At 75.0% G+C, this 26,081-nt stretch carries 16 protein-coding genes; all 16 read left to right on the top strand.

The window, feature by feature from the left end:
• Nucleotides 1-270: 270 nt before the first annotated feature.
• The 16 genes from ACH4OW_RS33335 (at nt 271) to ACH4OW_RS33410 (ending at nt 26,078) form a co-directional block, all read left to right on the top strand.
• Nucleotides 271-1,002: a Crp/Fnr family transcriptional regulator gene (locus ACH4OW_RS33335; protein ID WP_360134814.1), complete on the top strand. Its 732-nt coding sequence runs from the start codon at nt 271-273 to the stop codon at nt 1,000-1,002.
• A gap of 66 nt (nt 1,003-1,068) precedes the next feature.
• Nucleotides 1,069-1,899 (top strand): hypothetical protein, encoded by an 831-nt coding sequence (locus ACH4OW_RS33340; RefSeq protein ID WP_398031647.1) that lies wholly within the window; start codon nt 1,069-1,071, stop codon nt 1,897-1,899.
• Nucleotides 1,896-4,211 (top strand): hypothetical protein, encoded by a 2,316-nt coding sequence (locus ACH4OW_RS33345; protein WP_398031648.1) that lies wholly within the window; start codon nt 1,896-1,898, stop codon nt 4,209-4,211. The genes ACH4OW_RS33340 and ACH4OW_RS33345 overlap by 4 nt, the downstream gene beginning before the upstream one ends.
• Nucleotides 4,208-5,599 (top strand): hypothetical protein, encoded by a 1,392-nt coding sequence (locus ACH4OW_RS33350; RefSeq protein ID WP_398031650.1) that lies wholly within the window; start codon nt 4,208-4,210, stop codon nt 5,597-5,599. Before ACH4OW_RS33345 ends, ACH4OW_RS33350 begins: the two co-directional genes overlap by 4 nt.
• The gene (locus tag ACH4OW_RS33355) at nt 5,596-6,108 is read left to right on the top strand and encodes a Pycsar system effector family protein (RefSeq protein ID WP_398031652.1); all 513 of its coding nucleotides are present in this window, start codon (nt 5,596-5,598) and stop codon (nt 6,106-6,108) included. The genes ACH4OW_RS33350 and ACH4OW_RS33355 overlap by 4 nt, the downstream gene beginning before the upstream one ends.
• Nucleotides 6,105-8,426, top strand: a complete 2,322-nt coding sequence (locus ACH4OW_RS33360) for a VWA domain-containing protein (protein WP_398031653.1) — start codon at nt 6,105-6,107, stop codon at nt 8,424-8,426. Before ACH4OW_RS33355 ends, ACH4OW_RS33360 begins: the two co-directional genes overlap by 4 nt.
• Before the next feature lie 114 nt (nt 8,427-8,540).
• The gene (locus ACH4OW_RS33365) at nt 8,541-12,026 is read left to right on the top strand and encodes a tubulin-like doman-containing protein (protein ID WP_398031655.1); all 3,486 of its coding nucleotides are present in this window, start codon (nt 8,541-8,543) and stop codon (nt 12,024-12,026) included.
• Nucleotides 12,023-14,719 (top strand): hypothetical protein, encoded by a 2,697-nt coding sequence (locus tag ACH4OW_RS33370; protein ID WP_398031657.1) that lies wholly within the window; start codon nt 12,023-12,025, stop codon nt 14,717-14,719. Before ACH4OW_RS33365 ends, ACH4OW_RS33370 begins: the two co-directional genes overlap by 4 nt.
• 9 nt (nt 14,720-14,728) lie before the next feature.
• Entirely contained in the window at nt 14,729-15,817 is a 1,089-nt protein-coding gene (locus ACH4OW_RS33375) for a hypothetical protein (protein ID WP_360134838.1), read from the top strand.
• A complete protein-coding gene (locus ACH4OW_RS33380) occupies nt 15,814-16,899 on the top strand; it encodes a hypothetical protein (protein ID WP_360134841.1) in 1,086 nt (361 codons plus the stop codon). Before ACH4OW_RS33375 ends, ACH4OW_RS33380 begins: the two co-directional genes overlap by 4 nt.
• Entirely contained in the window at nt 16,896-18,797 is a 1,902-nt protein-coding gene (locus ACH4OW_RS33385; RefSeq protein ID WP_398031659.1) for a hypothetical protein, read from the top strand. The genes ACH4OW_RS33380 and ACH4OW_RS33385 overlap by 4 nt, the downstream gene beginning before the upstream one ends.
• A 92-nt stretch (nt 18,798-18,889) precedes the next feature.
• Entirely contained in the window at nt 18,890-20,113 is a 1,224-nt protein-coding gene (locus ACH4OW_RS33390; RefSeq protein ID WP_398031661.1) for an arginine deiminase, read from the top strand.
• 136 nt (nt 20,114-20,249) lie between these two features.
• Entirely contained in the window at nt 20,250-21,254 is a 1,005-nt protein-coding gene (gene argF / locus ACH4OW_RS33395) for an ornithine carbamoyltransferase (protein ID WP_360134849.1), read from the top strand.
• A gap of 123 nt (nt 21,255-21,377) precedes the next feature.
• On the top strand, nt 21,378-22,811 hold the full coding sequence (locus ACH4OW_RS33400) for an amino acid permease (protein ID WP_398031662.1): 1,434 nt from the start codon (nt 21,378-21,380) through the stop codon (nt 22,809-22,811).
• Between the two features lie 133 nt (nt 22,812-22,944).
• Nucleotides 22,945-23,772 (top strand): enoyl-CoA hydratase family protein, encoded by an 828-nt coding sequence (locus ACH4OW_RS33405; RefSeq protein WP_360134855.1) that lies wholly within the window; start codon nt 22,945-22,947, stop codon nt 23,770-23,772.
• Entirely contained in the window at nt 23,757-26,078 is a 2,322-nt protein-coding gene (locus tag ACH4OW_RS33410) for a bifunctional salicylyl-CoA 5-hydroxylase/oxidoreductase (RefSeq protein WP_398031664.1), read from the top strand. The genes ACH4OW_RS33405 and ACH4OW_RS33410 overlap by 16 nt, the downstream gene beginning before the upstream one ends.
• The last annotated feature ends 3 nt before the right edge of the window (nt 26,079-26,081 follow it).

The raw sequence follows: 26,081 nt of genomic DNA on the forward strand, positions 1-26,081 counted from the left end.
GAGCAAGAAAATAACGGCAGTTGAGGAGCGGTGGAGCGTTGACGGGGTCTGGTCATATGCCTACTGTTCTGTAACTCAACCGAGCGCAGCTCGATCAATTTGCGCAAGAACCTCGCCTGTAACGAAAGATTTCAGAGGCGAGCTCATTTCTCCGCCACGCTGAGGAACCGGGCCGGGGCCCCAGGGCGACCAGATGCACAAGGACCGAGGGGTCCACGGGGCCCGAGGGTGACCGGGGCCGGCGACCGACACGGCGGGGGGAGGGGGCGGATGAGTCTCTTCGAGGACGGCAGACCCTTCTTGCGGGCGCTGCCCGCGCAGGACCGGCGGGCGCTGCTCGCGCTCGGCCGGGGCCGCAGCTACGCGCCGGGCGAGGTCGTCCTCAGGGAGCACGACACCACCACCTTCGTCGTGGCCATCGTGCACGGCTGGGCCTCCGTCTCCCTGGAGACGGAGCGCGGCGTACGGCTGATCCTGGCGCTGCGCGGCAGTGGCGAGGTGGTCGGCGACCAGGCGGCCGTCGACCACCGCCCGCGCAGCGCCACCGTCACCGCGCTCGGCCCCGTGGACGCCGTGGTCGTGCCAGGGGACCGGTTCCGCGGCTACCTGGCGGCCCGGCCCGTCGCGACCGTACTGATCATGCGGCAGTTCAGTTCCCGGCTGCGCAGCTCGGACGGCGAACGGCGGTCCCTGGCCTCGGAGAAGGTGCTGCAGCGGCTGGCCGCGCGCCTGGCCGAGCTGGCCGAACGCACCGGGCGCGCCGGGTCGGGCGGCGTGGACGTCGACCTGCCGCTGCCCCAGCACGACCTGGCGGCCGCCGTCGGCTCCACCAGGGAAGCGGTGGCCAAGGCGCTGCGCCTGCTGCGGGAGCAGGGCGTCGTGCGGACCGGGCCCCGGCGGCTGGCGGTGCTCGACCTCGCGCTGCTGCGGCTGCTCGCCGAGGGCCGCACGGTCGGCGACGCCGCTTCCGGACGTATCGGGGAATCCCCGCCCGCTGTGTAAACGGCTACAGCCACCACTCCCCGCCCCGGCCATGCTGCTTCACGTCGGCACGATCCAGGAGGTCCAGTGAGCACGGAAGCCTTGCACCGACTCGTCGTCAACGGAGACGTCTGCGGATCCGGACGGCTGGGCTTGCGGGCCAAGTTGCGGATGCGCGAGGCGATGTACGGGGTCTTCGCGTCGGGGTTCGACGCCGCGGGGGTCGGCGAGTGTTCCTTCCGCATGGAGGACCGCGGTGACGGCGTGCTCGTCGCGCTCGCCCCCGACGTACCGTCCGCCCAACTGGTCGGCCCCTGGCTCGAAGGGGTCTACCAGCGGCTGCGCCAGGAGAACGAGGGGCGCGCCGAGCCGCTGCGGATGCGCGTGGCCATGCACGCCGGCCCCGTCGCCGAGGACGCCAGGGGGCTGGCGGGGCGCGCGGTGGACCTCACCTGCCGGCTGTGCGACAGCGACACGGCCAGAGACGTCATCGAACTCGCCCGCAGGGCACCGCTGTTGTTCGTGGTGTCCGACTCGCTGTACCACGACGTCGTGGCGGAAGGCGGCGCCTGCATCGAACCCGAGCACTACCGCAAGGCCCGGGTCTCGAAGAAGGAGACAGACACGGAGGCGTGGTTCCACGTCCCCCGGCTGCCGTACCCGCCGCTTCCGGCACCGGAACGGCCGCGCGTGACAGGGGTGCACGCGGCCCGGGGCCCGGCGCCGGAGCAGGGCGGCGGGGCGGACCACGGGGGATCGGCCCCGCCGCCCGAGTACGCCGCCAAGTACCACTTCGGGCACATCGGCGGCAGCAACCAGATCTTCGACGGCAACACCTTCAACGGGGACTTCACCGGCGTCCGCGACACCGCGTCCGGCCCGGAGACCGGCAGCGCCACGGAAGGCGGTGGCAGGTGACCGACGCGGACGACGGGGCGGCGGCCGGCGGCGAACAGCCCCCGCCGCAGAACGACGGCAGGCCGGGCGGCCGGGACGAGGACGGCGGGAAGGGGGGCAAGGACGGCAGGGACGGCAAGGACGGGAAGGCCGACGGCAAGGGGACCGGCGGCGAGCCGCCCGAGGAGAAGCCCCGCCTGGACGCCCCCAAGGGCAGCCCGCTGGGCGGCGCGGGAGAGGCGGGCGGCGCCCGCACCGCGCGGGAGGCCCGCACCAACCTCCACGTGGAAGGCGACAACCAGATCTACGACGGCAACACCTTCTACCAGACACAGGTCAGGGTCGGCGCCGAGGACGTCTTCGTCGACGGGCCGGTGCCGGCCGAGGAACTGGAGCACCTGGACCGGGTCTACTGCCGGGCCCCCGGCTACGACGCGATGAAGACCCGGCTGGAGCGCACCCACCTGCTGGCCCTGTGCGGCGAACACGGCACCGGCCGCGCCTCGACGGGCCTCGCCCTCCTCCACGACATCGCCGCCGGGGTCTCCCGCCTCGACCCGTCCACCACGCTCGGCAGCGTCGACAAGGAGAAGTTCGAAGCCGGCCGCGGCTACCTCCTCGAACTGCCCGCCGAGGACGCCGGTACCGCACCGGGCGCACCCACCGGGCCCGACCGCAACGGCGGCACCGAACGCCGCCCGTCCGAACTCCACCTGGACCGGCTGAGTGCCCTGCTGGCCGGGCGCGGGGCGTACGGCGTGCTGATCGTGGGCAGCGGTGACTTCGCCGACCGGCTGGTGCGCGGCCGTTACGGCGCGCTGTGCGTACCGCCGCCCGCCGCCGACGTCCTCGAACGCCACGTGGCGGACCTGCTCGCCGACGCGCCCGTACCGATCCGGCACCTGGCGCACGCCAACGCCGAACGCGCCGACGTGAAAGAGGCGCTGGGCCTGGACGAACTGCGCCCAGGCGAGGCCGCCCGGCTCGCCACCCACCTGTGCGCCCACGCCAAGGGCGACGCCGACGACGCGCGGCTCCTGCGCGAGTGCCGGTGGTTCGCGCCGCGCCAGGCGCAGGAGTGGTTCGCCGGCGCCGACCGCCCCGGCACCCTGCCCGAGGCGCTGCCCGCCCTGCGCGCCGCGGCGCTGCGGCTGTCCCTCGCCGTCTTCAACGGCTCGGCGGACAGCCTGGTGACGGAGTCCGGCGAACTGCTCGCCTGGGAACTGGCGGTCACCCTCGATCCCCAGTACGCGCCCGGCAGGCCGCTGTTCACCGCGCACACGGCGGCCCGGCTGGCCGCGGCGCGCGCCGTCCCCGGCCGGGGCATGGAAGACCTGGGCGACGCGGCCATCCCCGTACGGGTGGCCCGCTTCCAGGGACGCAGGCTGGCCACCGCCGTCCTGTACGAGGCATGGGACGGTTACCACAACGTGCGCGGGCCGCTGACCCGCTGGCTGCGGTCGCTCTGCGACGACCAGCGCCCCCAGATGTGGGTGCGCGCCGCGATCGCCGCCGGCGTCCTGTGCTCCTGGGACTACCTGTACGGCTTCTCCGAACTGCTGCTGCCGCTCGCCCGCGCCGACAGCCCGGTCCAGCAGATGGCCGCTGCCACCGCGCTGGCCGAGGCGTCCCGCGACCCCCAGGTCCGGCTCGCCGTGCGCGGCCTGCTGCGCGACTGGGCGCGCGGCGGGGACGCGGCGGCCTGCGAGACCGCGGCCTTCGCGCACGGCTACGGCATGGTCGCGGGCTCGGTCGCCGGCTCCCTGGACGAACTGGCCAGGATCGGCTGCCGGGACGACGGCAAGCCCGCCGACGCCGCCTCGTACAGCGTGGTGCGGCTGCTGGCGGGCCCCGAGCCGGAGGTCGTGCTCAGGCGGCTGGCCCGCTGGCTCAACGACCGGCGGCAGGTACGGCAGAACCTCGCACTGCTGGTGGTGCTGCGCGCGCTGTCCACCCGCACCTCCCACCTGTGGGGCCTCCAGGACAGCCCCGCCCTGGAGCCGTACGCGTCCTGGCCGCTGGCCGCCGCCCTGGTGGCGGCCCACCCGGACCGGGCGCCCTGGCTGGCGGACCTGGTGCGCAGCGCGCTGAACACGGCACGGGCGGGCGCCGCGGCGCAGGAGCAGACGGCCCGCTGGATGCGGCGGGCGGCCGAGGACCCGCGGCAGCTCGACGTGCTGTGCGCGTTCCTGCCGCGGCTGGTGTGGGACCGGCGGGACCGGGGCCGGTTGCTGCTGCTGGTCGCCCGGCTGGAGCGGGACAGTGACGAACCGCTCGCCCCCCGGGCGGCCGCGCGGATGCGGGCGGTGCTGGAAGGAGAGGGACGACGATGACGCAAGACGGCGGGAACGGCGCGGGATACGGCTACGGGCAGGCCCCGGGCCCTGCCGCGCCGGCAGGGCACGGCCGGGGGCCGGGACCCGGGGCGGCGGTGCGGGGGCCGCTCGTACGGGAGTACGTGCCCGAGGGGCGCTTCCGGCGGCCGGGCATGCAGGTGGCCGCGGTGCTCAGGTACGAGAACGGCGGCTACAGCGTGGTGTGGCCGGACCGCCGCGAGGACGTCAACAAGCCGCTGTTCAGAGGGCCTTTCACGGTCATGGAGGTGCGGATGGGCTGGCACCTGACCGAGTTCCGCACCGAACTGCCCGCGGCCGGCGACGCGGAGTCCTTCCGCGCCGAGGTGCAGGTGCGCTGGCGCGTCGTGGACGCGTACGCGGCGGTCTGCGCCGGGGTGTGGGACCTCGCGGAGCACTTCTCGCCGGTGCTGCTCAAGGCGCTGCGCGGGGTGACCAGGCGCTACCGCATCAGCGAGGCGGAACAGGCGGACCGGGCGGTGGAGAGCGAGCTGGCCGGGCTGCGCCCGGGCGAGGAATTCGGCCTGGAGACCGACGTCTTCGTACGGATCGACCTGAGCGAACGCGGCATCAGCGCGGAGCGGCAGCGCACCGCCATCGACCACGAGGGCGACCTCGCGCGGCGGCAGCACGCGGAAGAACTGAAAAGGGAACGGCGGGAACAGGAATTGACGCGGATGAGGGCCACCGAGCTGCAACAGGTGCTCAGTGGCAGCGACGACAGCCGGATCGCCTGGTTCATGGCACGGGACAAGGCCCGCGCCTGGGACATCCATCAGGCGATCCTCCAGGAGCGCCGGGAGGAGCGGGCTCTGTCGATCGAGACGGTGTTCCGCTTCGTGGACGGCGGCCTGATCGAACGGCAGGACCTCAACGACCAGACCCTGGCGGCCATCGACTTCCTGCGGTCGACCACGAGCGGGGTGGTGGGGCGCGCCGCCGACTCCTTCCTGGAGCAGCCGCAGCGGCGGCGCGCACTGGAGGACGGCGAGCACCACGCCGAGCGCGAGCGGGTACGGGAGCGGCAGCGCATGGACTGGGCGCAGGACCCGGACCTGGACCCGGACCCGGAGCCGGGCCTCGCGGACGATCCGTACGGTAAGGATGTTCCGTACGGCACGAACGATCAGTACGGCAAGGACGACTCGTACGGCAGGGGCGACGGGCCCGGCCGTGTCTACGAGCCCGACCGCGTGCAGCCCGCCGCCGAACGCGACGACTACCGCACCGGCCGGTCCGACGGCTTCCGTGACGGCTTCCGTGACGACCTTCGCGACGACCTCCGTGACGAGCCGCGCGACGACCGCGGGGACGGCCCCGCGCCGCGCCGCGGCCGCGGCCGGGGCCTGGACTGGGGGGACGAATGAGCACCTGCTCCTGCCCCTGCTCCTGCCGGGGCCCCGAGCCCGACGCCGGCTCCGACTTCGTGGCCGAACGCCTGCTCAAGGTCGTACGGGAGGAGATCAGCCGCGCCGACACCAAGGCGTCCGTCCTGATGACGGGGGCCACGGCGGCGCTCGTCCTGCTCCTCGGCAGGGACGGGCGGTTCCTGACGCCGTCCGCCGGCGGCGCCCTCCTGCTCGCCGGCACCGTCCTGTGGACGGCCGGCATAGCGATGTTCGTGGCGGCCGTGCTGCCGCGCACCCGCACCTCGGCGGACGGCTTTCTGACGTTCTTCCCGCACCTGGCCAGGGGCGCTTCGGCCGAGGCCCTGCTGCCGCGGGTGAGCCTCGCGGGCCGGGACACCGCGCTGTGGGCGGTCGAGCAGGCGTGCGCCCTCGGGCGCATACTCGGGACCAAGTACCGCTGGCTGCGCTGGGGAGTCGGCTGCCTGGCGGCCGGCGGCACCTGCGCCCTGGCCGGTGGGCTGTGGTGAGCGGGGTGCGCCGCGCGGCCGTGGCGGCGCTGACCGCGCTGTGCGCGGCCGTGCCGCTCGGCCCGCCGCCCGCGTGGGCCGCGTCCGCGCCCGCCGCACCGGCCGCCGGGCCCGACCCCGTCGACTTCGCCGTCGTCGTGGACGCCTCGGCCAGCATCGACAAGGACGCGCTGGCCCGCGAGGCGGAAGCGGCCGCGCTGATCGGCCAGGGCGAGATCTCCGAGCGGTCCAGGGCGAGCGTGATCGGCTTCGGCAGCGCGGAGAAGGAGGGGCAGCAGCCCGTACGGGAAGTCTGCCCGCCCACCGTCGTCGACGCCGCCGGCCGGCAGCGCATCAGCGACTGCGCCCGCCGGCTCAACGACCGCACGGACAACGGCCTGGGCCCGGGTACGGACTTCCCCGCCGCACTGTCCCAGGCCCTGGCCCGGCTGCGCGAGGGCGCCGCTGAAGGAACGCCCAAGGTCGTGTTCCTGCTCACCGACGGCAAGCTGAACGTCAAGGACAGCCCCGCCTACGGCGCCGACCCGGAGGCCCGGCAGCTGGAGGGCGAGAAGCAGCTGCGCGAGGTGCTCGCCCAGGCGCGCCGCGAGCACGTGCAGATCTGGCCGCTGGGCTTCGGCAAGGGCATCGACAAGCAGGCCCTCCAGCAGATGGCCGACGCCGGCTACCGCAACGGCTGCGCCGACCTGCCGGGGGCCCGCCCGCGGCCGGAGGTCGTCGACGGCGCGGCGGACGTGGACCAGGCACTCCAGGGCGCGTTCGCGGCCGCCCGCTGCGCCCGCGTCGAGCAGGGCACCAGCGGCAAGCCCCCGGGCGAGCTGACCGTCACCATCCCGCCGATCGCCACCGACGGCTCGATCACGGTGACCAAGCGCGACCCCAAGGTGCGGGCCAGGTACTTCGACCCGAAGGGCCGCGAGGTACCCCTGCAAGGGGAGTCCGACGGTTCGCGGTTCGAGGTGAGCGGCCAGGACGGGCCGGTGGAGGCGCTGCGGGTCAAGGACCCGCTGCCGGGGCAGTGGCGGGTGCAGCTGACCGCACCCGAGGGCCACCGCGACCAGCCGGCCACCGTACGGGCCATCTGGCAGGGCGTGCTGCGCTCCTCGGTGACGCTGGAGCCGTCCGCGCCACGGGCCGGCGAGAGCGTCACCGTACGGATGCGCCTCCAGACCCGGCGCGGCGTGGTGATCACCGACCCCGGGCTGCTGGCCGGGGTACGGGCCGCCGCCCAGCTGTCCGGCGACGGCTTCGAACCGGTGGACGTGCCGCTGCGCGACGACGGCGCGAGCCACGACGAGAAGGCGGGCGACGTCCTGTACGGGGGCACGGTGACGGTGCCGAAGACGGCCACCGGCGCCCTGCGGCTGGCCGGCGCGATCGCGGCGCCCGGCGTCACCGGCGACCGGCGGCCCTACAACACCCGGGTCTCCTCCGGGCCCGCGCTGGTGACGGCCGGCGTCACGCTGGACGGCCACGGCGTCCACCCCGGCGGCGCCGTCGGCGGCAAGCTGGTGGCCCGCAACAACGACAGCCGCCCGCACACGCTGCGGCTCGGCCTGGCCGACCAGTCCTCGGCGGCCGCGCTGCGCGTCGGCCCGGCCACCGTCACGGTCGCGCCCGGCGCCCAGCAGCCGGTGCCCTTCACCGTGTCGTTCGGCGGCGGCACCCCGGCGGGCGACGCCGGCGGGCGGATCACCGTCACCGACCTGACCGACGGTGGCCGCGAGGTCGGCTCCGGGTTCCTGACCGTCACCGTCACGCCCGCGCCCACCTGGTGGGACCGGTGGTGGTGGGCGGTCGTCGTCGGCGCCGGGCTGCTGCTCGCGGCCGCCGCCGTCGTCGCCGTCCGCGTCTGGTACGGCGGCATCCAGGGCTCGTTGCAGGGGATCGTCGTCGAACTGCGCAGGGACGGGAAGACGTTGGGCGAACTCAAGGTGCGCGGCGCCAGGACGAAGGTGTTCTGCTTCGTGGTGGACGGCGCGGCCTCGGCCCGCCCGGGGCTGCGCCGCCGCGACGCGCGCGCGGCACAGGCGTACCGGCTGGTGCGCAAGGGCGACGGGCTGCGGCTGCGGTCCCCCAAGGGCGGCGAGCAGCCGGTGCCGCGCGGCGCGCCCCTCGCGCTCGACCACGACCTGGAGCTGTTCGTGCGCGGCGGCCGCGGCCAGGGCCGGGAACGGCCCTCCCCGGGCCGCCGCCCCGGCCGGATGCCGGGCCCCCGCAGCGCGCCCAACCCCGCGGCCAACGGCACCGGCAGGCCGGCCGGCCAGGCCGGGACCGGCACGGGCGGCGGATCGGCCGGATATGACTCCGCGTTCTGAGGCGCCGCCCGCGCCACCGGCCCCCGGTACGGGCGCACGCCCGCCCGCACCGCGGGCCGCACCACCCGAAGCAGCACAGGCCGCCCTCGACGGGCGGACGAGGGGAGCGACACCATGAAGATCTACCAGCCCATGCTGTTCGTGGGGCTGGGCGGCACCGGCGCCCGCATCGGCGCCGAACTGGAGCGGAACCTGCGCCGCGAACTGTGCGGCCCGGACGGTACCGACCTGGTCGGCCGCGGCAAACAACGGGTCCCCTTCCAGCTGCCGGACTGCCTGCAATTCGTGTACGCGGACTTCAGCGAAGCCGAACTGGACCGGCTGCCGCACCTGAGCGCCCGCGGCCCCGAGACCGCCGCCTACTCCCGTACCTCACGCGCCGTGCACAACCTGCTGCCCACCTACGACAACTCGCCCGAGATGACCCGCATGCTGCGGATCGCCCAGCACGAGGAGACCGCCGGCTGGCTGCCGCCGCGGGTGGACGAGCCCCGCGTCTCCCCGCTGCACACCGGCGCCGGGCAACTGCCCACCGTGGGCAGGGCCGCACTGTTCGCCACCATGCGCAACGGGCCCGACCAGGTACTCGGCCCGCTGCGCTCGGCGATCGACGCGCTCAGCAAGTCGGCGGGCGACCTCCAGGAACTGGGCGGCGGGCAGATCCGCGGCTACGACGTGTTCGTGGCGTTCTCCGTCGCGGGCGGCACGGGCGCGGGCATCTTCTACGACTTCCTGCACCTGCTCGGGCACGCCTTCCACTCGGTGAACCTGCCGGGCGCCAAGATCTACCCGCTGGTCGTGATGCCCTCGGCGTTCCCCCCGGAGTCCGGCGGCGGCCGGGAGGCCGAACTGAACGCGGCCCGCGCCCTGGTGGACCTCTCGCACCTGGTCGACGACCAGAACGCGGCCGACGCCACCGCCGACCTCGGCGACGTGGCGCAGCGCGGCTCGCTGAGCGTGAAGTACCCCGAGATGGTGCCGGTGAGCCTGCGCACCTCCACCGTCCAGACGGCGTTCCTCTTCAGCCGTACCGCCGGCATGCGCCCCGAGGACCTGCGCCGCTCCATCACCGCCATGGTCACCTCGCTGATCGGCACGGACCTGGGCGAGGAGAACACCCGCGGCCGGGCCGACGACGCCTACCAGTCGTTCGCGGCCAGCTTCGTCAACCGCGGCACCAGCCGGTCGGCGGCCGCCGCCACCGGCATCGGCCTCCAGGGCATGTCCACCAGCCTCGCCGCCTCCATGACCGTGCCCGTCGACGAACTCGCCGAGATCGTCGCCGCCCGCATGCTCGCCTGCGCCGTACGCGGCCTGGCCGAACGGGCGCGCCAGGGCGGCGAGAGCCACCGCGGCCTGGTCGCCGAGGCGTTCAAGGAGGCCGGCGTGGAGGAGGTGTGGGCCAGGGACGCGCTGGAGGTGCCGGTGCCCGACCCGGTGCCCAAGGGCGCCAAGGCCATCGGCACGGCGCTGCGCGACCGGGTCGGCGACATGGAGGACCAGCTCGCCACCCTCGACCGGCAGCTGGACCGCCGCTCGGTGGAACTGGCGGAGCGCTTCAACCCGCGCCGCGGCCTGCTCACCATGCTCAAGCAGCACGACCCGTTCCGGCTGGAGCGGGTGTTCACCGGCAACCCGGGCGACCGCGACCGGGTCGCGCAAGCCGGCTTCTCCGGAATGCTCGACAACCGGCGCAACCGCCCGCAGCGCCCCGAGGGCGTGGACACCAGCCCGCCGCAGGTGCCGCGCATCGGCCGCCGGATGGGCGGCGTGGTGCCCGCGCGCTGGGGCGACCCCGAGGTGGAGGCCGCCCTCCAGGAGCAGGACGCCTGGTACCGCTGGGCGGCCTGCCGGGTGTGGCACGCCCGGTGGAAGGAGCAGGAGCCGCGCTGGCGGCCGCTGGCCGACCGCGCGATGAAGGAACTGTCCGCGCTGGTACGGGCGTTCCGCGACCACGAGGAGGAAGAGAACGGCCTGTTCCGCGAACGGCGCCGCGAGCTGTACCGCGAGGACCGCACGGGTGTCTCGTACCTGCTCCCGCCGCAGAACTCGCTCGACGCCTTCTACGACGACGTACTGACCCGCCTCCTCCAGCGCGAGGGCATCGCGGACCACCAGGACGAGGCCGTGCTGCTCGCCCGCATCGTCGAACCGCAGCACTGGGAACGCGCGCTGGAAGCCGTCCAGCGCTCGCCGCGCGCCGCCGTCAAGGAGGTCAAGCAGGTCCTGGAGGCCCGCATCAAGAAGCTGTTCGGGGAGGCCGGCGTCCACCGGGAGCGGCCGCTGCTGCCGTCCCTCGGCGACCTGCTCGCGGCGGCGTCCGGGGACGAGGAGTCCGCCGAGGCGGTGGACGAGAAGTGGCTGGAGCAGTTCCGCTCCCAGCTCGCGGGCCTGCTGCCGGCCGGCTTCACCCCGGACGGCACCGGAAAGCTCAAGACGCTCATCGTGCGCCCGCAGACCAAGGCCAAGGGCAGCGTGGACCGCTTCCTGGAGCAGTCGCTGCTGCTGCCGCGCGACGAGAACCGGCTGCCGCCGGAATTCCGGGCCGTGGTCACCGAGTCGATCACCGTCGTGCTGTTCCGCAGTGAGATGAGCCTGACCGACATCTCCGAGGTGCGGCAGGTGCTGCGCCTGTGGGGCCGGGCCAGGGACCGGGAGGGCCGCGAGGACCACCTCCAGTGGCGCCAGCGCACCGGCTACCGCGACTCCTGGCTGGCCAGCACGGAGAGCGACCGGCAGCGGGTGCTCCAGCGCATGCTGTGCGCGATGTGGAACGGCCGGGTCGAGGTCACCGGCAACCCGCTCTCCCCGGAGAGCGTCTGCTTCCGGCTGCGCGGCGGCGACTCGGCCACCATGACGCTCGCCCTCCAGCCGTACGACCGGGACGTCTCCAGCTGGTCCGACCTGCTGCGCGCCTACGAGCGGTGGGCGCTGCTGGACGCCGGGTCGGCGGTCAAGGACTTCTGCTCGGTGCTGATGGAGGCGCTGCCGGAGGGGCTGAGCACCACGCCGAGGGAGCCCGACCCGCTGTTCTGGACCTTCCTGCGCCGGGTGGCGCCGGCGGAGGCGGACCGGCTGCGGCGGCGCGCCCGCGAACTGGACGAGGACGCCAGGGACTGGATCGACCCGCTGCGCCACTTCTGGACCACGACCCTGGACGGCGCGCTGGACCTGCGCTTCCCCAGGAGCCTGCGGGCCAACCGGCCTTCGCTGCGCGCCCTGGCGCTGGCGCAGGAACAGGCGCGCGCGTCCGGCGCCGCCCCGGCGCGGCTGCGCAACGCCAACGGCCACCATCCCGACGGGGTGCCGCGGCCGAGGGAAGCGCAGCCGCACGATTCCGGGCCGCACGACCCGGGCCCGCACGACTCCGGCCCATACGACTCCGGTCCGTACGCTTCCGGCCCGTACGACTCCGGCCCGGACGGGACGCCGGTCGGCGCGGGGCGGGCCGGGCGCAAGGAGACCAAGGAGGCCGAGGCGACCGAGGAGACCAAGCAGATCAAGCAGATCAAGGAGCCTCCGGGCCCGGCGGGCCGGCCCGGGTCCGGCCTGTGGGCCGACCCGTGGGACGACGAGCCGGGGGAGGAGGACCTGCTGTGAGCGCCCGCCCCACCGCCCCGGTCGTCACCCTCGACCTGCGCGACGGCGCCGCCGGACCGGACGGCGCGGACGGGCTGCACCGCGCCGTCCGCGCCGCCCTGGCCGGTACGCCGGACCGGCAGGCCGTGCGCTTCCTGCTCGTGGACACCGCCACCGGCCTGGCCCGCCACCAGCGGACCTACGAACAGGTCCTGGCCTACGGCCCGGGCCACGCGCTGTGCGTCGCCGTCGGCGCCCCGCCCGCCGAACCGGGCGACGGCGTCGCGGTGCCGCCCGCGCCGACCCCCTGGGCCCTGGACCGGCCCTCCCCGCTGCGCCCGCCCGCCGTCGGCGTGCTGTGGGTGCTCGACCCGCACTGCGGACTGCTGCCCTGCCCCACCCCCGCCGAGGACGCGGGCGCCCTGCGCCCGCTCCTGGAACTCCTCGCCGCGCCGGACGTGTTCGACGCCGTCCTGCACGCGGTCGCGGAGATCCCCGACGGCGTGGCCGTACCCGGCCTGCGCGTCCTGGAACACGACCTGTCGCACACCGCGCGCGCCCGCGTCTGGCGGCAGGCCCTGGCCGACCTCGTCGGCCAGGACGACCCCGGCGGCCGGATCACGGTCGCCGACCCGGAGGCGGGCGGGGTGCCCGCCGCGCTGGCGCCGCTGATCGGCGCCGGGCTGCCCAGGAGCGTGGAACAGGCGCGGTGGCGGCGGCCCGGCGGCGAGGTGGACGAGCGGTTCCGGGCCTGCGAGGCGGCGCTGACGGAGGCCGAGGACGCCTGCGAACGGCAGCGCGGCGCGGGCGGACTGCTCCGCCGCACGCCTGGCGGGGCGGACCTCGCGGAGAGCCTGGACGCGGCCGCCGCCGAACTGGCCGCGTACCGCGAGACCGTCGCCGAGACCCTCCGCGACGGCGACGGCGTCGGACTGCCCCCGGAGCAGCGCCGGCGGCTGCACGAACGCGGCGTCGACCTGCCCCGGGTGCCGGAGGCCGCCCGCGACCGGGTCGGCCCGGGGCTGCGCGGCTTCGCGCAGGGCCTGCTGGCCCGCCGGCTGCCGCTGCGCTCCACCGCGGCCCGGCTCGGCGCGCTCGCCGACCTGGCCACGCCCACCGGCAGCGCGGCCCGCCTCGGCCGGCTCGACGAGCTGTGCCCGCCCGGGCTGGCGCGGCGGATGGGCAGGGCGCGGCCGTTCGACGTCCCCGGCGCGGCCTACCCGGAGCTGGCCGCGGGCTGCGCGGCCGCCGCCGCGGCCGGGTTGTGGCCGGGGCCCGGCTGGGTGCTGGGTCCCTTGACCGCGCTGGCCGGGGCGGGGCTGACCGCGCTGGCCCTGGCCCGCCGCCCGGGACGTACCGGCGACGGGCATCTCGACGGTGGCGGCCGGTCGGGCGCCCTGGCCCAGGCGTGCGCCGGGCTGCTGGGCGCGGTCGCCGGCATCGCGCTCGGCCTGCTGCTCGCGGTGCCCGCCTGGGTCGGCCTGAGCACCTTGCTGGCGGCGGTGGCCGCGCTGCCGCTGTTGGCGGTACGCCGCTGGACCGCGGCCCTCGACGACTGGTGGGCGGCGGGCGGCGGCCCCGAAGCGCGGGACGCGCTGTACGCGCTCGACGGCCTGCTGGCGGACGCCGTGGCGCAGGACTGGCTGCTCGCGGACGCCCGGCTGTACTGCGCCGACGGGGCGCGGGCGGTGGCCGGGATGATCCGCGGCGCGGCGGACGCAGCGGAGGGCCGCGACCCCGTCCCCGCGGCGGAACGGAACGGGGCGGCCATGGGAGGCGGTGCGCGCGACGACGGGTACGGCCCGCCGGACGGCGGCCCGGCGGATGGCGACCTGCTGGACGACGACTGGTTCGGCCCGTCGTACGACCGCTCCACGACGGCCGACGATGTCCGGGGACACGATGCCCACGGCGCCGCCGGCACCGGGTACGAGGCCACGGCCCAGGACTGGGACGACTGGGACGACTGGGACCGCGAACCGTCCCACGGCGGGTACGGCGACGACGGCCCCGGCGCCGGCCACGGCACCCCCGGCCGGGAGCCGCCCGCCGAGCCGGTGCCCCCGCCCCGGCAGCCGGACGGCCAGGACACCGGCGGGCCGCCCGGCGACGTACCCGTGCCCTGGCTGGAGCGCGAAGCGGGCGACGGCGGACCGGAGCTGGTCGCCACCCTCGTCGGCGACCTCGCCGACGGCATCGCCGGGCTCCTCGACCCCTACTGGGGCACCATCGAGCGCGACCCCGGCGCGGCCGCCGCGCTCCCCGTCGGCCGCGCGGTGCGGGCGCTGATCGACGACGAGACCGCCCGGCTGGCCAGGGACGGCGTCGCCGCGGCTCCGTCGTTCGCCCGGGACCCCGCGGCCCGGCCCGACCCGGCGGTGCTGCTGGGCCTGCCGCCCGACCGGGTCATCCGGATCCTCCAGGCGCACGAGGACGGCACCGGCACCGTGCCGCTCTGCGCGGCCGAGCACCGGCGGATCCTCTCGCGCGACCGGCACGCCGGACGCCGGGTGCGCTTCGCCCCCGACGTGGCGCGGCACGGCGACGACCCGCTGCCTGCCGACGGGCCGGGCGCCGACGACCTGGTGTGGACACCGGCGGGCCGGTACGCGGGCGTCTTCCGGCTGCTGCCGCTGCGCACGGGCTCGGTGCGCACGGTCCGGCTGCGCGGCGGTACCACCGGGCCGGAACTGCCGGCGAACGCGAGCGAGTGAAGGGACGTCATGGACGAGTGGGCGGACCGGCGGGACACGGTACGGACACCAGGCCGCGCGCCGGAGGACGGCGGCGCGCGCGGGGCGCGCAACGGAGGGCGTCCGGCGCGGGACCGGACGGAGCTGGCCTTCTTCACGGACGAGGGGGCGCCCGCGCGGCTGCCCGCGGTGTGCCGGGACGACCTCCCCGCCGGGCCGCAGCGGTACCCCTTGCTGGCCAGGCCCGTGACGCTGGGCGAGGACTGGCGGGTGATGCAGTACCGGCTCGCGCACACCGCGCGCGGCGACCACCGGGCCCGCGACCGCCTGGAGGCGGAGGTGGGTGTCGGCCTCGCCGTGCGCCGGGCGTTCGGCGACGCCCCATATCACCGGCTGTTCGCCCGGCTGGGCGGCTACCACCTGGACGTACGGGAGCCGTTCGTCTTCTACGAGCCCCCGCGCGGACGCCCGCTGGCGGCGCTCGCGGGCCGGGCCACGGTCCGCGAGCAGGAGCGCATCCGCAGCGAACTGGTCCTGGCGGTGCGGCTGTTGGAGGCCGTCGGCGTGGTGCACCGCGGGCTGACCCCGCACACGGTGCGGTGGGACGGCCGGCACGTCCGGCTGCCCGAGCCCTGCCTCGCCACCCGCGCCGGCCACCCGCGCGAGGCGCTGGGCGAAGCGCCCTGGGCCGCGCCGGAACAGCGTGCCGGGCGCGGCACCGCGGACCCGCGCGACGACCTGTGGAGCGTGGCGCAGGTGATGTACCACCTGGTCACCGGGCGCGAAGGGGACCCGGACGGGCCGCCGCGCGACCTGGCCAGGCTGCCCGCCCTCGGCGTGCTGGCCGGCGCCTACGCGGCCACGGCCGGGGAGCGCGGCCACCCCGTCGAGGTGCTGCGGATGCTCAACCGGCAGGACCCCCTCCAGGGGCGCCCGCTGCCCGCCGACCCCCTGGAGCCGGGCCGCCGTGCCTTCGACGAGGAACTCGCGCACAAGAGGACGGAGTTGGGATTGGACGACGACACCGCGGCGGAGCCGGGGGCCGCGCGTACACCGCCGGGCCGCGGGCTGCGCGCCCTGTTCGGCGCCGCCCGCCCGGGCACGGGAGGGCGCAGGTGAGCACGTACCCGATGCCCCCGGGGCCCCGGCCGGTGATGTGCCCGTACTGCCTCGACCCGATCTCCTTCGACGAGGACCGGCTGTACGTACGCGACGAGACCAGCACCTTCGTGCGGCTGGACCTGACGGGCGAGCACAACCCGCTGCGCCGCCAGGACGCCCTGCGCGAGGCGTTCCAGGTGTGCGGCAACACCGCCGGCATGCCCGAGCACTACCTGCCGGCGCCCTACCTCACCAACGGCGAACCGCTGACCGTGGCCCTCGTCGGCAGCTCACGGGCCGGCAAGACGCACCTGCTCGCCTCGATGATCGGCGAGGTGGAACGCGGCGCCCTGGACGCCCACGGGCTCAAGGCCGTGCCGCTGCACACCGACTCGCACCGCGCCTACCTCAACGACCGGGTCCTGAAACTGCGGGCGGGCCAGACGCTGGCGCACACCGAGCAGACCGAGTTCGCGGAGTTCGCCGACGGGCTGCTGGTCAGCAGGGGCGGCACGACCCGGCCGGTGGTCTTCTTCGACCTGTCGGGCGAGGACCTGGAGCGCACCGGCCGGGTCACCCGGTTCCTGGCCGCGGTCAGCGCGTTCATCTTCGTCGTCGACCCGCTGCGCGCCCTGCCGCTGCCGTACCTGGACGCCGTGCGCGAACGCACCAAACAGCGCGCGGACGACCTCGGCGACCGCTCGTTCGGCACCGTCCTGGACCGGGTGCCGCGCGAGGGCCCTTACGTGGAAGCGGCGGCCGCCGTCGTCGTGGGCAAGAGCGACCTGATCCGCTTCGAACCGGCCGTGGCGCGCTGGCTGACCGCCCCCGAAAGCGCCCGGCCGACGGCGCGGGCCCTGCGCGCGGAGAGCCGCGACGTCTACGCCTTCCTGCGGCACCACGGCGGGCCCGCCTGGCTCAAGCCGTTCAGCGACTGCGCGCGGTGCACCCTGCACTTCGCGTCGGCCACCGGCGGCCAGGAGGACGCGGGTGGCTTCCCTCAGGGCGTACGGCCGCGGCGGGTGCTGTCCCCGCTGCTCTCGGTCTTCGCCATGTGCGGGCTCCTGCCGGGAGCCGACCCCCGGGAGGTGGGGCTGTGAACGCTGCCGGGACGGTGCACCAGATCGTCTTCCGCTGGGACGCGCACCACGCCGTCGGCGGCGCGGGGGTGGGCCCGGTCGCCTGGTCGGGCAGCCGGGAAGGGCTGGAACCGGTCTACCGCAAGGTCGCCCCGCTGCTGCGGGTCCCCGGCGACGAGGCGCGCGAGAGCCTGGCCCGGGTGGAGCTGCCCAGGGACCTGGCGCCCGGGGGAGCGGTCCTGCTCATCCGGCGGATTCCCGACCAGGACCGCGGCGGCCGCCCCAGCACCTGCTCCCACGCCCTGCTGGGCAGCTCCTCGGCGCTGACCCCCGCCACGTGCCTGGGCCTGCACGGCTGGCACTGGGAAGGCAGCAACATCAGCCTGCGGGAGGTCGAGGGCCCGGCACTGGAGCGGCTGCCGGCCGAGGTGCTGCGGACCGCCGCCGAACGCGCGGCGCCCGCGCTGACCCGGCGGACGGGCGAGTACGCCGAGGAGCTGACGGCGGTGCTCGCCGGGCGGCTGCGCCACCCGAGGCAACGGCTCTCCGTCCTGGACCGCACGGGCGGCGACGGGCCGGTCCACGTCCTGTGGGGGCTGCGCAGGCTGCTGGGCCCGGCGGTACCGGGGTCCTGGTCCTTCGCCACCCACGACACGCGCGACGGCGGTCCTTTCCGGTACGTCTTCGTCCCGAGCTGGCCCGTGTCGGCCACCCGCGACCAGCAGCTGACCCGCCTGGACCCCGGCCCCCCGCGGCACGGCGGCCCCGGCGGCGAGGGCACCGGCGACGGCGCGCCCGGCCACGGCGACGCGGTGGACGACGCCGCGGCGCGGCTGGCCGAGCACTACCTGGAGCGCCGGGACGACCCCGAGGCGCTGCGCGAGACCCGCCGCGCGCTGGCCGAGCGGCACGTCTTCGAAGAGGAACGCCTCGACGAACGGGTGCTCCTGGTGCACGAGGCGCTGAAGTGGCTCAGCCATGCCGGGGGCCACCGCCGTACCCGTACGGACCGGGCGGCCGAGGAGCGCGAACCGCCGCGCGAGACACCGCAGGACCGGGACGCCGGCGCGCGGCACGAGGCCCGCCACGACGACCGGGTCTTCGACCACCTCCGGCAGGACCAGGGCCGGCCGCCGTACCGGCGGACCGACGAGCCGGCACCGGCCGCCGGCCACGCCGTCAGGTCCGGCTCCGGCTTCCCGCGCCCCGTGACCACCCGGGTGCTGCGCGAGGCACTCCACCAGGACGGCGACGGCGCCGCCCGGTACCTGCACGACAGCACGGACAGCGTGCTCCTGGGCGTGCTCGACGAGGGACTGCCCGCCGCGCACGCCGACCGCGTGGCCCAGGTGCTCGCCGGCCGCGCCGGCCACCGGACCGCCTCCGAGGCGCGGGCCGTCTGCGAAGGGGTGCTCGGCGCGCACCTGTTCCTCGGCCGGGGCGGCGGGCACCTCGACGAGGACCCGGTCACCGGCCCCGACGGCCGGATGCGGGTGCGGACCGCCCTGCTCCTGTACGAGCACCTGGTGCGCCCGTACGGCGAGGAGGGCAACGCGCCCGCCCTGCTGCGGCGGGTGCTGCCGGACCTGTGGGCCGACCACGACGGGCCCGGCCGCGCGGTGCTGCGGCACCTGCTCGGCGCCGGCCGGCCCACCGGCTTCGGCGAGGCGGGCTGGCAGGCGCTGTTCGACGCCGCGACACGGCAGCCCGTGCGGGAGGAGCCGCAGGGCCGCCGCATCATCGGCCTGGGTGCCGGGTCCGGGTACCGGCTCACGGGCCGCCGCGCCCGAGCCGTCCGTGACCCCGGCGGCGACGGCGGCGGTACGGACGACTCGGCCGGCCGGCTCTGGGTCAGCACGCTCCTCGGGGTGATCGCCGTCGCCGTCGTGCTGATCGCCGTCCTCGCGGTGACGAGCTGAACGGCGGCTTCCGGGCCCGCCGCCCCGGAAGCCCGTGGCGCGGCCGGGCCGTTCTCCTCCACCGCGCCCCTCCGAGCAGCGAAGATGGGGGCATGGGATTCCATGTCGACTCCGAGGCCGGGCGGCTGCGCCGCGTCATTCTGCACCGCCCCGACCTGGAGCTGAAACGACTCACCCCGTCCAACAAGGACGCGTTGCTCTTCGACGACGTGCTGTGGGTGCGCCGGGCGCGCGCCGAGCACGACGCCTTCGCCGACATCCTGCGGGACCGGGGCGTCGAGGTGCACCTCTTCGGCGACCTGCTGACCGAGACCCTCCAGGCCCCCGAGGCGCGGGCGCTGGTGCTGGACCGGGTCTTCCACGAGAAGGAGTACGGGCCGCTGGCCACCGACCACCTGCGGGCCGCCTTCGACGAGCTGCCGGTGGCCGAGCTGGTGGAGGCGCTGGTCGGCGGGATGACCAAGCGGGAGTACCTGGCGGCGCACCCGGAGCCGACGTCGGTCCGCTTCCACGTGATGGACCTGGACGACTTCGTGCTGCGCCCGCTGCCCAACCACCTGTTCACCCGCGACACCTCCGCCTGGGTCTACGACGGCGTGTCGATCAACGCCATGCGCTGGCCGGCGCGGCAGCGCGAGACGGTGCACTACGAGGCGATCTACCGGCACCACAAGCTGTTCCGCAACGGCGGCTTCAACGTCTGGTCGGAGGGGCAGGCGGCCTACCCCTCGACCATCGAGGGCGGCGACGTGCTGGTGATCGGCAACGGCGCCGTGCTGATCGGCATGAGCGAGCGGACCACCCCGCAGGCCGTGGAGATGCTGGCGCGCGGCCTGTTCGCGGCCGGTTCGGCGCGCACCATCGTGGCGCTGGACATGCCCAAGCGGCGGGCCTTCATGCACCTGGACACGGTGATGACGATGGTGGACGGCGGGACCTTCACCCAGTACGAGGGGCTGGGGATGCTGCGCTCGTACACGATCGAGCCCGGCGCGGGCGAGCAGGACCTGAAGGTCACCGACCACCCGCCGGAGCACATGCACCGCGCCATGGCGGCGGCGCTGGGCCTGGACGGCATCCGGGTGCTGACCGCGACGCAGGACGTGCACTCGGCGGAGCGCGAGCAGTGGGACGACGGGTGCAACGTGCTGGCCGTCGAGCCGGGCGTGGTCGTGGCGTACGAGCGCAACGTGACCACCAACACCTTTCTGCGCAAGCGCGGCATCGAGGTCATCACGATTCCGGGCAGCGAGCTGGGGCGCGGCCGGGGCGGGCCGCGCTGCATGAGCTGCCCGGTGGAACGCGATCCCGTATAAGGGGTGGGCCGCCCCGCGCGGGGGAGAAGACGGAGGGCGGGCCCGTGTGACGTCCGTGCCGGACCGGCTTCGTATAGAGATGCGTATGGTCGTATACACTTCCAGCATTCCGATTGCCGCGACCTAGGAGCCACCGATGGCGATAGACCTCACGGGCCGCCACTTCCTCAAGGAGCTGGACTACAGCGCCGAGGAGTTCTGCCACCTCGTCGACCTGGCGGCCGAACTGAAGGCCGCCAAGCGCGCGGGCGAGGAGGTCGCGCGCCTGCGAGGCCGCAACATCGCCCTGATCTTCGAGAAGACCTCCACCCGCACCCGCTGCGCCTTCGAGGTCGCCGCCGCCGACCAGGGCGCCGCCACCACCTACCTCGACCCCGCCGGGTCGCAGATGGGGCACAAGGAGTCGGTGAAGGACACCGCCCGGGTCCTCGGCCGGATGTTCGACGGAATCGAGTACCGGGGCAACTCCCAGGCCACCGTCGAGGAGCTGGCGGCCCACGCCGGCGTCCCGGTCTTCAACGGCCTGACCGACGCGTGGCACCCCACCCAGATGCTCGCCGACGTGCTGACGATGCGGGAGCACCTACCCGCCCGCCCGCTCACGGAGACCGCCTTCGCCTACCTCGGCGACGCCCGGTACAACATGGGCAACTCCTACCTGATCACCGGCGCGCTGCTCGGCATGGACGTACGGATCGTCGCGCCCGAGGGCCTCTGGCCTGACCGGGAGATCGTCGCCAGGGCCCGGGAGCTGGCCGCGCACAGCGGCGCGCGCGTCACCCTCACCGCGGACGTGGCCGAGGGCGTGCACGGCGCGGACTTCGTCGCCACCGACGTCTGGGTCTCGATGGGCGAGCCGAAGGAGGTCTGGGACGAGCGGATCGCGCTGCTCGGCGACTACGCCGTCACGATGGACGTGCTGCGCGCCACCGGCAACCCGGATGTGAAGTTCCTGCACTGCCTGCCCGCCTTCCACGACCTGGGCACGGAGGTCGGACAGGAGATCTACGAGCGGCACGGCCTGACGTCCCTGGAGGTCACGGACGAGGTCTTCGAGTCCCGGCACTCCGTCGTCTTCGACGAGGCGGAGAACCGGCTGCACACGATCAAGGCCGTGCTGGTCGCCGCCCTGGCCGGGTAAGCGCCCGCCGTACCATCGAACCGATTCACGGGGCGCGGACCCACCGGTCTCGCCCCGCTCCGCGCGCGGCCCACCCCCGCCGCGCGCGACGCACCACGCACCACCAGAGATGAGAACCACCCCATGCGTCCGTCCGGACTGCGCATCAAGTCCCCCGACGTCCTCATCGCCGAATCCGGCGCGGACCGCGAAGGCCACGGCCTCAAGCGCACCATGGGGCTCTTCCAGCTCGTGTGCTTCGGCATCGGCGCCATCGTCGGCACCGGCATCTTCGTCGGCCTGTCCGACACCGTCGCCCAGGCCGGCCCCGCCGTCCTCGTCTCCTTCGTGCTCGCCGCGGTCACCTGCGTCTTCACCGCCTTCTCCTTCGCGGAGCTGGGCGGCGCGATCCCGGTGTCCGGCAGTTCGTACTCCTACGCGTACGCCACGCTCGGCGAGCGCGCCGCCTTCCTCGTCGGCTGGTGCCTGCTGCTGGAGTACGGCGTCTCGGTCTCGGCGGTCGCGGTCGGCTGGGGCCAGTACCTGAACGAGCTGCTGAACAGCCTGGTCGGCTGGCAGCTGCCGGCCGCCCTGTCCAGCCCGCCGGGCGACGGGGGCATCGTCAACGTGCCGGCCGTCGTCGTGATGCTGCTGGCCGCGGTGCTGCTGGTGCGCGGCATCCGCGAGAGCGCCCGCGCGACCGCCGCGATGGCCGTGCTCAAGCTGGCGGTCCTCGTCCTGTTCTGCGCCGTGGCCTTCACCGCCTTCCGGGACGGCAACCTCACGCCGTTCGCCCCGGAGGGCATTGCCGGCATCACCTCCGGCGCCTCGGTCGCCTTCTTCTCCTACATCGGCTTCGACGCGATCACCACGGCGGGCGAGGAAGTGCGCAACCCGCGCCGCAACGTACCCACCGCGATCATGATCTGCATCGGTCTGGTCACCGTCCTGTACTGCGTGGTCGCCCTCTCCGCCATCGGCGCCCTCTCCGCCGGCGAGGTGGGCGACAAGCCCGCGGCACTCTCGCTCGTCGTCAACCGGGTCACCGGCTCCGCCGTCGGCGGCGGCGTGATCGCCTTCGGCGCGGTCGTCGCCATCGCCTCCGTCGTCCTGGCCGTCATGTACGGGCAGACCCGCATCCTGATGTCGATGTCCCGCGACGGGCTCGTCCCGCGGGTCTTCCAGCGGATCTCGCCGAAGACCGCCACGCCGGTGGCGGGCACCTGGATCGTCGCCCTGCTGTTCGCGGTCCCGGCCGCCGTGGTCCCGCTGGACGTCGTGATGAACCTGACGACCATCGGCACGCTGGCCGTCATGGCCGTGGTCAACGTCAGCGTCATGGTGCTGCGCCGCACCCGTCCCGGCCTCCAGCGCCGCTTCCGGGTGCCGCTCTTCCCGCTCAGCCCGGTGCTCGGCATCGCCTTCTGCGGCTACCTGATCTACGGCACGGGCCCGGCGACCTGGCTGCAGTTCGCCGGCTTCCTTGCGGCCGGCGCGGTCGTCTACGCCCTGTACGGGCGGCGGCACTCGCGGCTGGGTGCCGGCGCCGAGGAGACCAAGGTGCCCGCGGACGTGTGAACCCCGCGGACGGCCCGCCGGGAACCCGCCGACGCTTATCGCGTACTCGTGACGACAGTCACACAACGGTGATAGCTTCGAAGCGCAGGAAGGTACCGGCTCCAGCCGTCCGGCCGAAGGGGGCAGTGGCTCGATGAGCCCGTTCACAGGTTCCGCCCGTACCACCAGCGCTTGGCAGCACATCCGCGTGACCAGGGAAGACGGCATCGTCACCGTCACCCTCGCACGGCCGGAGAAGCTCAACGCGCTCACTTTCGAGGCGTACGCCGATCTGCGGGACCTGCTCGCCGAGCTGTCCAGAGAGCGGTCGGCGCGCGCCCTCGTCCTCGGCGGCGAAGGCCGCGGCTTCTGCTCCGGCGGCGACGTCGACGAGATCATCGGCGCCACCCTCGCCATGGACACCGCGCAGCTGCTGGACTTCAACCGGATGACCGGCCAGGTCGTACGGGCCGTACGGGAGTGCCCGTTCCCTGTGATCGCCGCGGTGCACGGCGTCGCGGCGGGCGCCGGCGCCGTGCTCGCCCTGGCCGCCGACTTCCGCGTCGCCGACCCCTCGGCCCGCTTCGCGTTCCTCTTCACCAAGGTCGGCCTGTCCGGCGGCGACATGGGCGCGGCGTACCTGCTGCCGCGCGTCGTCGGCCTCGGCCACGCGACCCGGCTGCTGATGCTCGGCGAACCGGTCCGCGCCCCCGAGGCGGAACGCATCGGGCTGCTCAGCGAGCTGGCCGAGGAGGGGCGCGCCGACACCGCCGCACACATCCTCGCCCGGCGCCTCGCCGAAGGCCCCGCGCTGGCGTACGCGCAGACCAAGGCGCTGCTCACCGCCGAGCTCGACATGCCGCTGGGCGCCGCCGTCGAGATGGACGCCGCCACCCAGGCCCTGCTGATGAACAGCGCCGACTACGCCGAGTTCCACGCCGCGTTCACCGAGAAGCGGTCCGCCAAGTGGCAGGGGAAGTAGGGGTGGGCGCCCGCAAGGTGGCCGTCATAGGCGGCGGTCCCGGCGGCCTGTACGCCGCCGCCCTCCTCAAGCGCCTGCGCCCGGACCGCGACATCACCGTCTGGGAGCGCAACGCCCCCGACGACACCTTCGGCTTCGGCGTCGTCCTCTCCGACCAGACCCTCGGCGGCATCGAGCACGCCGACCCGCAGGTCTACCGCGCGCTCCAGCGGGAGTTCGTGCGCTGGGACGACATCGACATCGTGCACCGCGGGCGCACCCTGACCTCCGGCGGCCACGGCTTCGCGGCCCTCGGCCGCCGTACGCTGCTGCGCGTCCTGCACGAGCGCTGCCGCTCCTTGGGCGTACGGCTGAACTTCCGCACCGAAGCCCCGCCCGCCGCCGAACTCGCGGCCGGCCACGACCTGGTCATCGCCGCCGACGGCGTGCACAGCCTGACCCGCGCCGCGCACGCCGCGGCCTTCGGCCCGCACGTCACCACCCACCGCTGCCGCTACATCTGGCTCGCCGCCGACTTCGCCTTCGACGCGTTCCGCTTCGAGATCGCCGAGACCGAGCACGGCGTCGTCCAGCTGCACGGCTATCCGTACGCCCGCTCCGGGTCCGGACCGCTGGCGGAAGGCGCCGGCACCGTCATCGTCGAGATGCGCGAGGAGGTCTGGCGCCGGGCCGGACTGGACCGCTGCGACGAGCGCGAGTCGGCCGAGTGGTGCGCCAAGGTCTTCGCCGACGCGCTGAGCGGCCGCCCGCTGCGCTCCAACAACTCCACCTGGACCGCGTTCCGCACCGTCGTCAACGACCGCTGGTCGCACGGCAATACGGTGCTGCTCGGCGACGCCGCGCACACCGCCCACTTCTCCATCGGCTCCGGCACCAAACTGGCCGTCGAGGACGCCCTCGCGCTGGCCGCGTGCCTGGAGGAGCACCCCGGGCTCCCCGACGCGCTGGCCGCGTACGAGGCCGAGCGGCAGCCCGTCGTCGCCTCCACCCAGCGGGCCGCCCGCGCCAGCCTCGCCTGGTTCGAGGAGCTCGCGGAGTACGTGGACCAGCCGCCCCGCCGGTTCGCCTTCAACCTGCTCACCCGCAGCCGCCGCGTCACCCACGACAACCTGCGGCTGCGCGACCCGGACTTCGTCGCGGCGGTCGAGGAGGAGGCCGGGGTCCCCGCCGGCACCCCGCCCATGTTCACGCCTTTCGAGCTGGGCGGCCTGACCCTGCGCAACCGGGTCGTGGTCTCCCCGATGGACATGTACTCGGCCGACGGCGACGGCACGCCGGGCGACTTCCACCTCGTCCACCTGGGCGCCCGCGCCCTCGGCGGCGCCGGGCTGGTGATGACCGAGATGGTCTGCGTCAGCCCGGAGGGCCGCATCACCCCCGGCTGTACCGGTCTGTACGCGCCGGAACACGAGACGGCCTGGCGGCGCGTCACCGACTTCGTGCACGCGCAGTCACCCGGCACCGCCATCGGCGTCCAGCTCGGCCACTCGGGGCGCAAGGGCTCCACCCGCCTCATGTGGGAGGGCATCGACCAGCCACTGCCCGAAGGCAACTGGCCGCTCGTGGCGCCCTCAGCGCTGCCGTACCGCCCCGGCGTCAACCAGATACCGCACGCCCTGACCGAGCCCGAACTCGGCCTCATACGCGAGCAGTTCGTGCGCTCCGCCCGGTCGGCCGCCCGCGCCGGCTTCGACCTCCTCGAACTCCACTGCGCGCACGGCTATCTGCTCTCCGGCTTCCTCTCCCCGCTCACCAACCGCCGCACCGACGCCTACGGCGGCGACCTCGCCGCCCGGCTGCGCTTCCCGCTGGAGGTCTTCGACGCGGTGCGCGCCGTCTGGCCCGCCGAGCGGCCGATGACGGTACGGATCTCCGCCACCGACTGGGCCGAGGGCGGCACCACCGCCGAGGACTCGGTGGAGATCGCCCGCGCCTTCGCCGCGCACGGCGCCGCCGCCATCGACGTCTCGACCGGCCAGGTCGTCCCCGACGAGCAGCCCGAGTACGGGCGTTCGTACCAGACCCCGTTCGCCGACCGCATCCGCAACCGCCTGGGCGTCCCGGTGATCGCGGTGGGCGCCGTCTCCTCCTGGGACGACGTCAACTCCCTGATCCTGGCGGGCCGCGCCGACCTGTGCGCCCTGGCCCGGCCGCACCTGTACGACCCGCACTGGACCCTGCACGCGGCGGCTGAGCAGAACTACACCGGCCCCGGCGCCCCCTGGCCGCTGCCGTACCGCGCGGGCAGCCGCACGCCGCCCACGGGCCGCACGGACGCGCCGAAGCCCCGCTTGACGCTGGGCTGACCC

This window comes from Streptomyces sp. NPDC017056 (assembly GCF_044332485.1).
Lineage (GTDB): Bacteria > Actinomycetota > Actinomycetes > Streptomycetales > Streptomycetaceae > Streptomyces.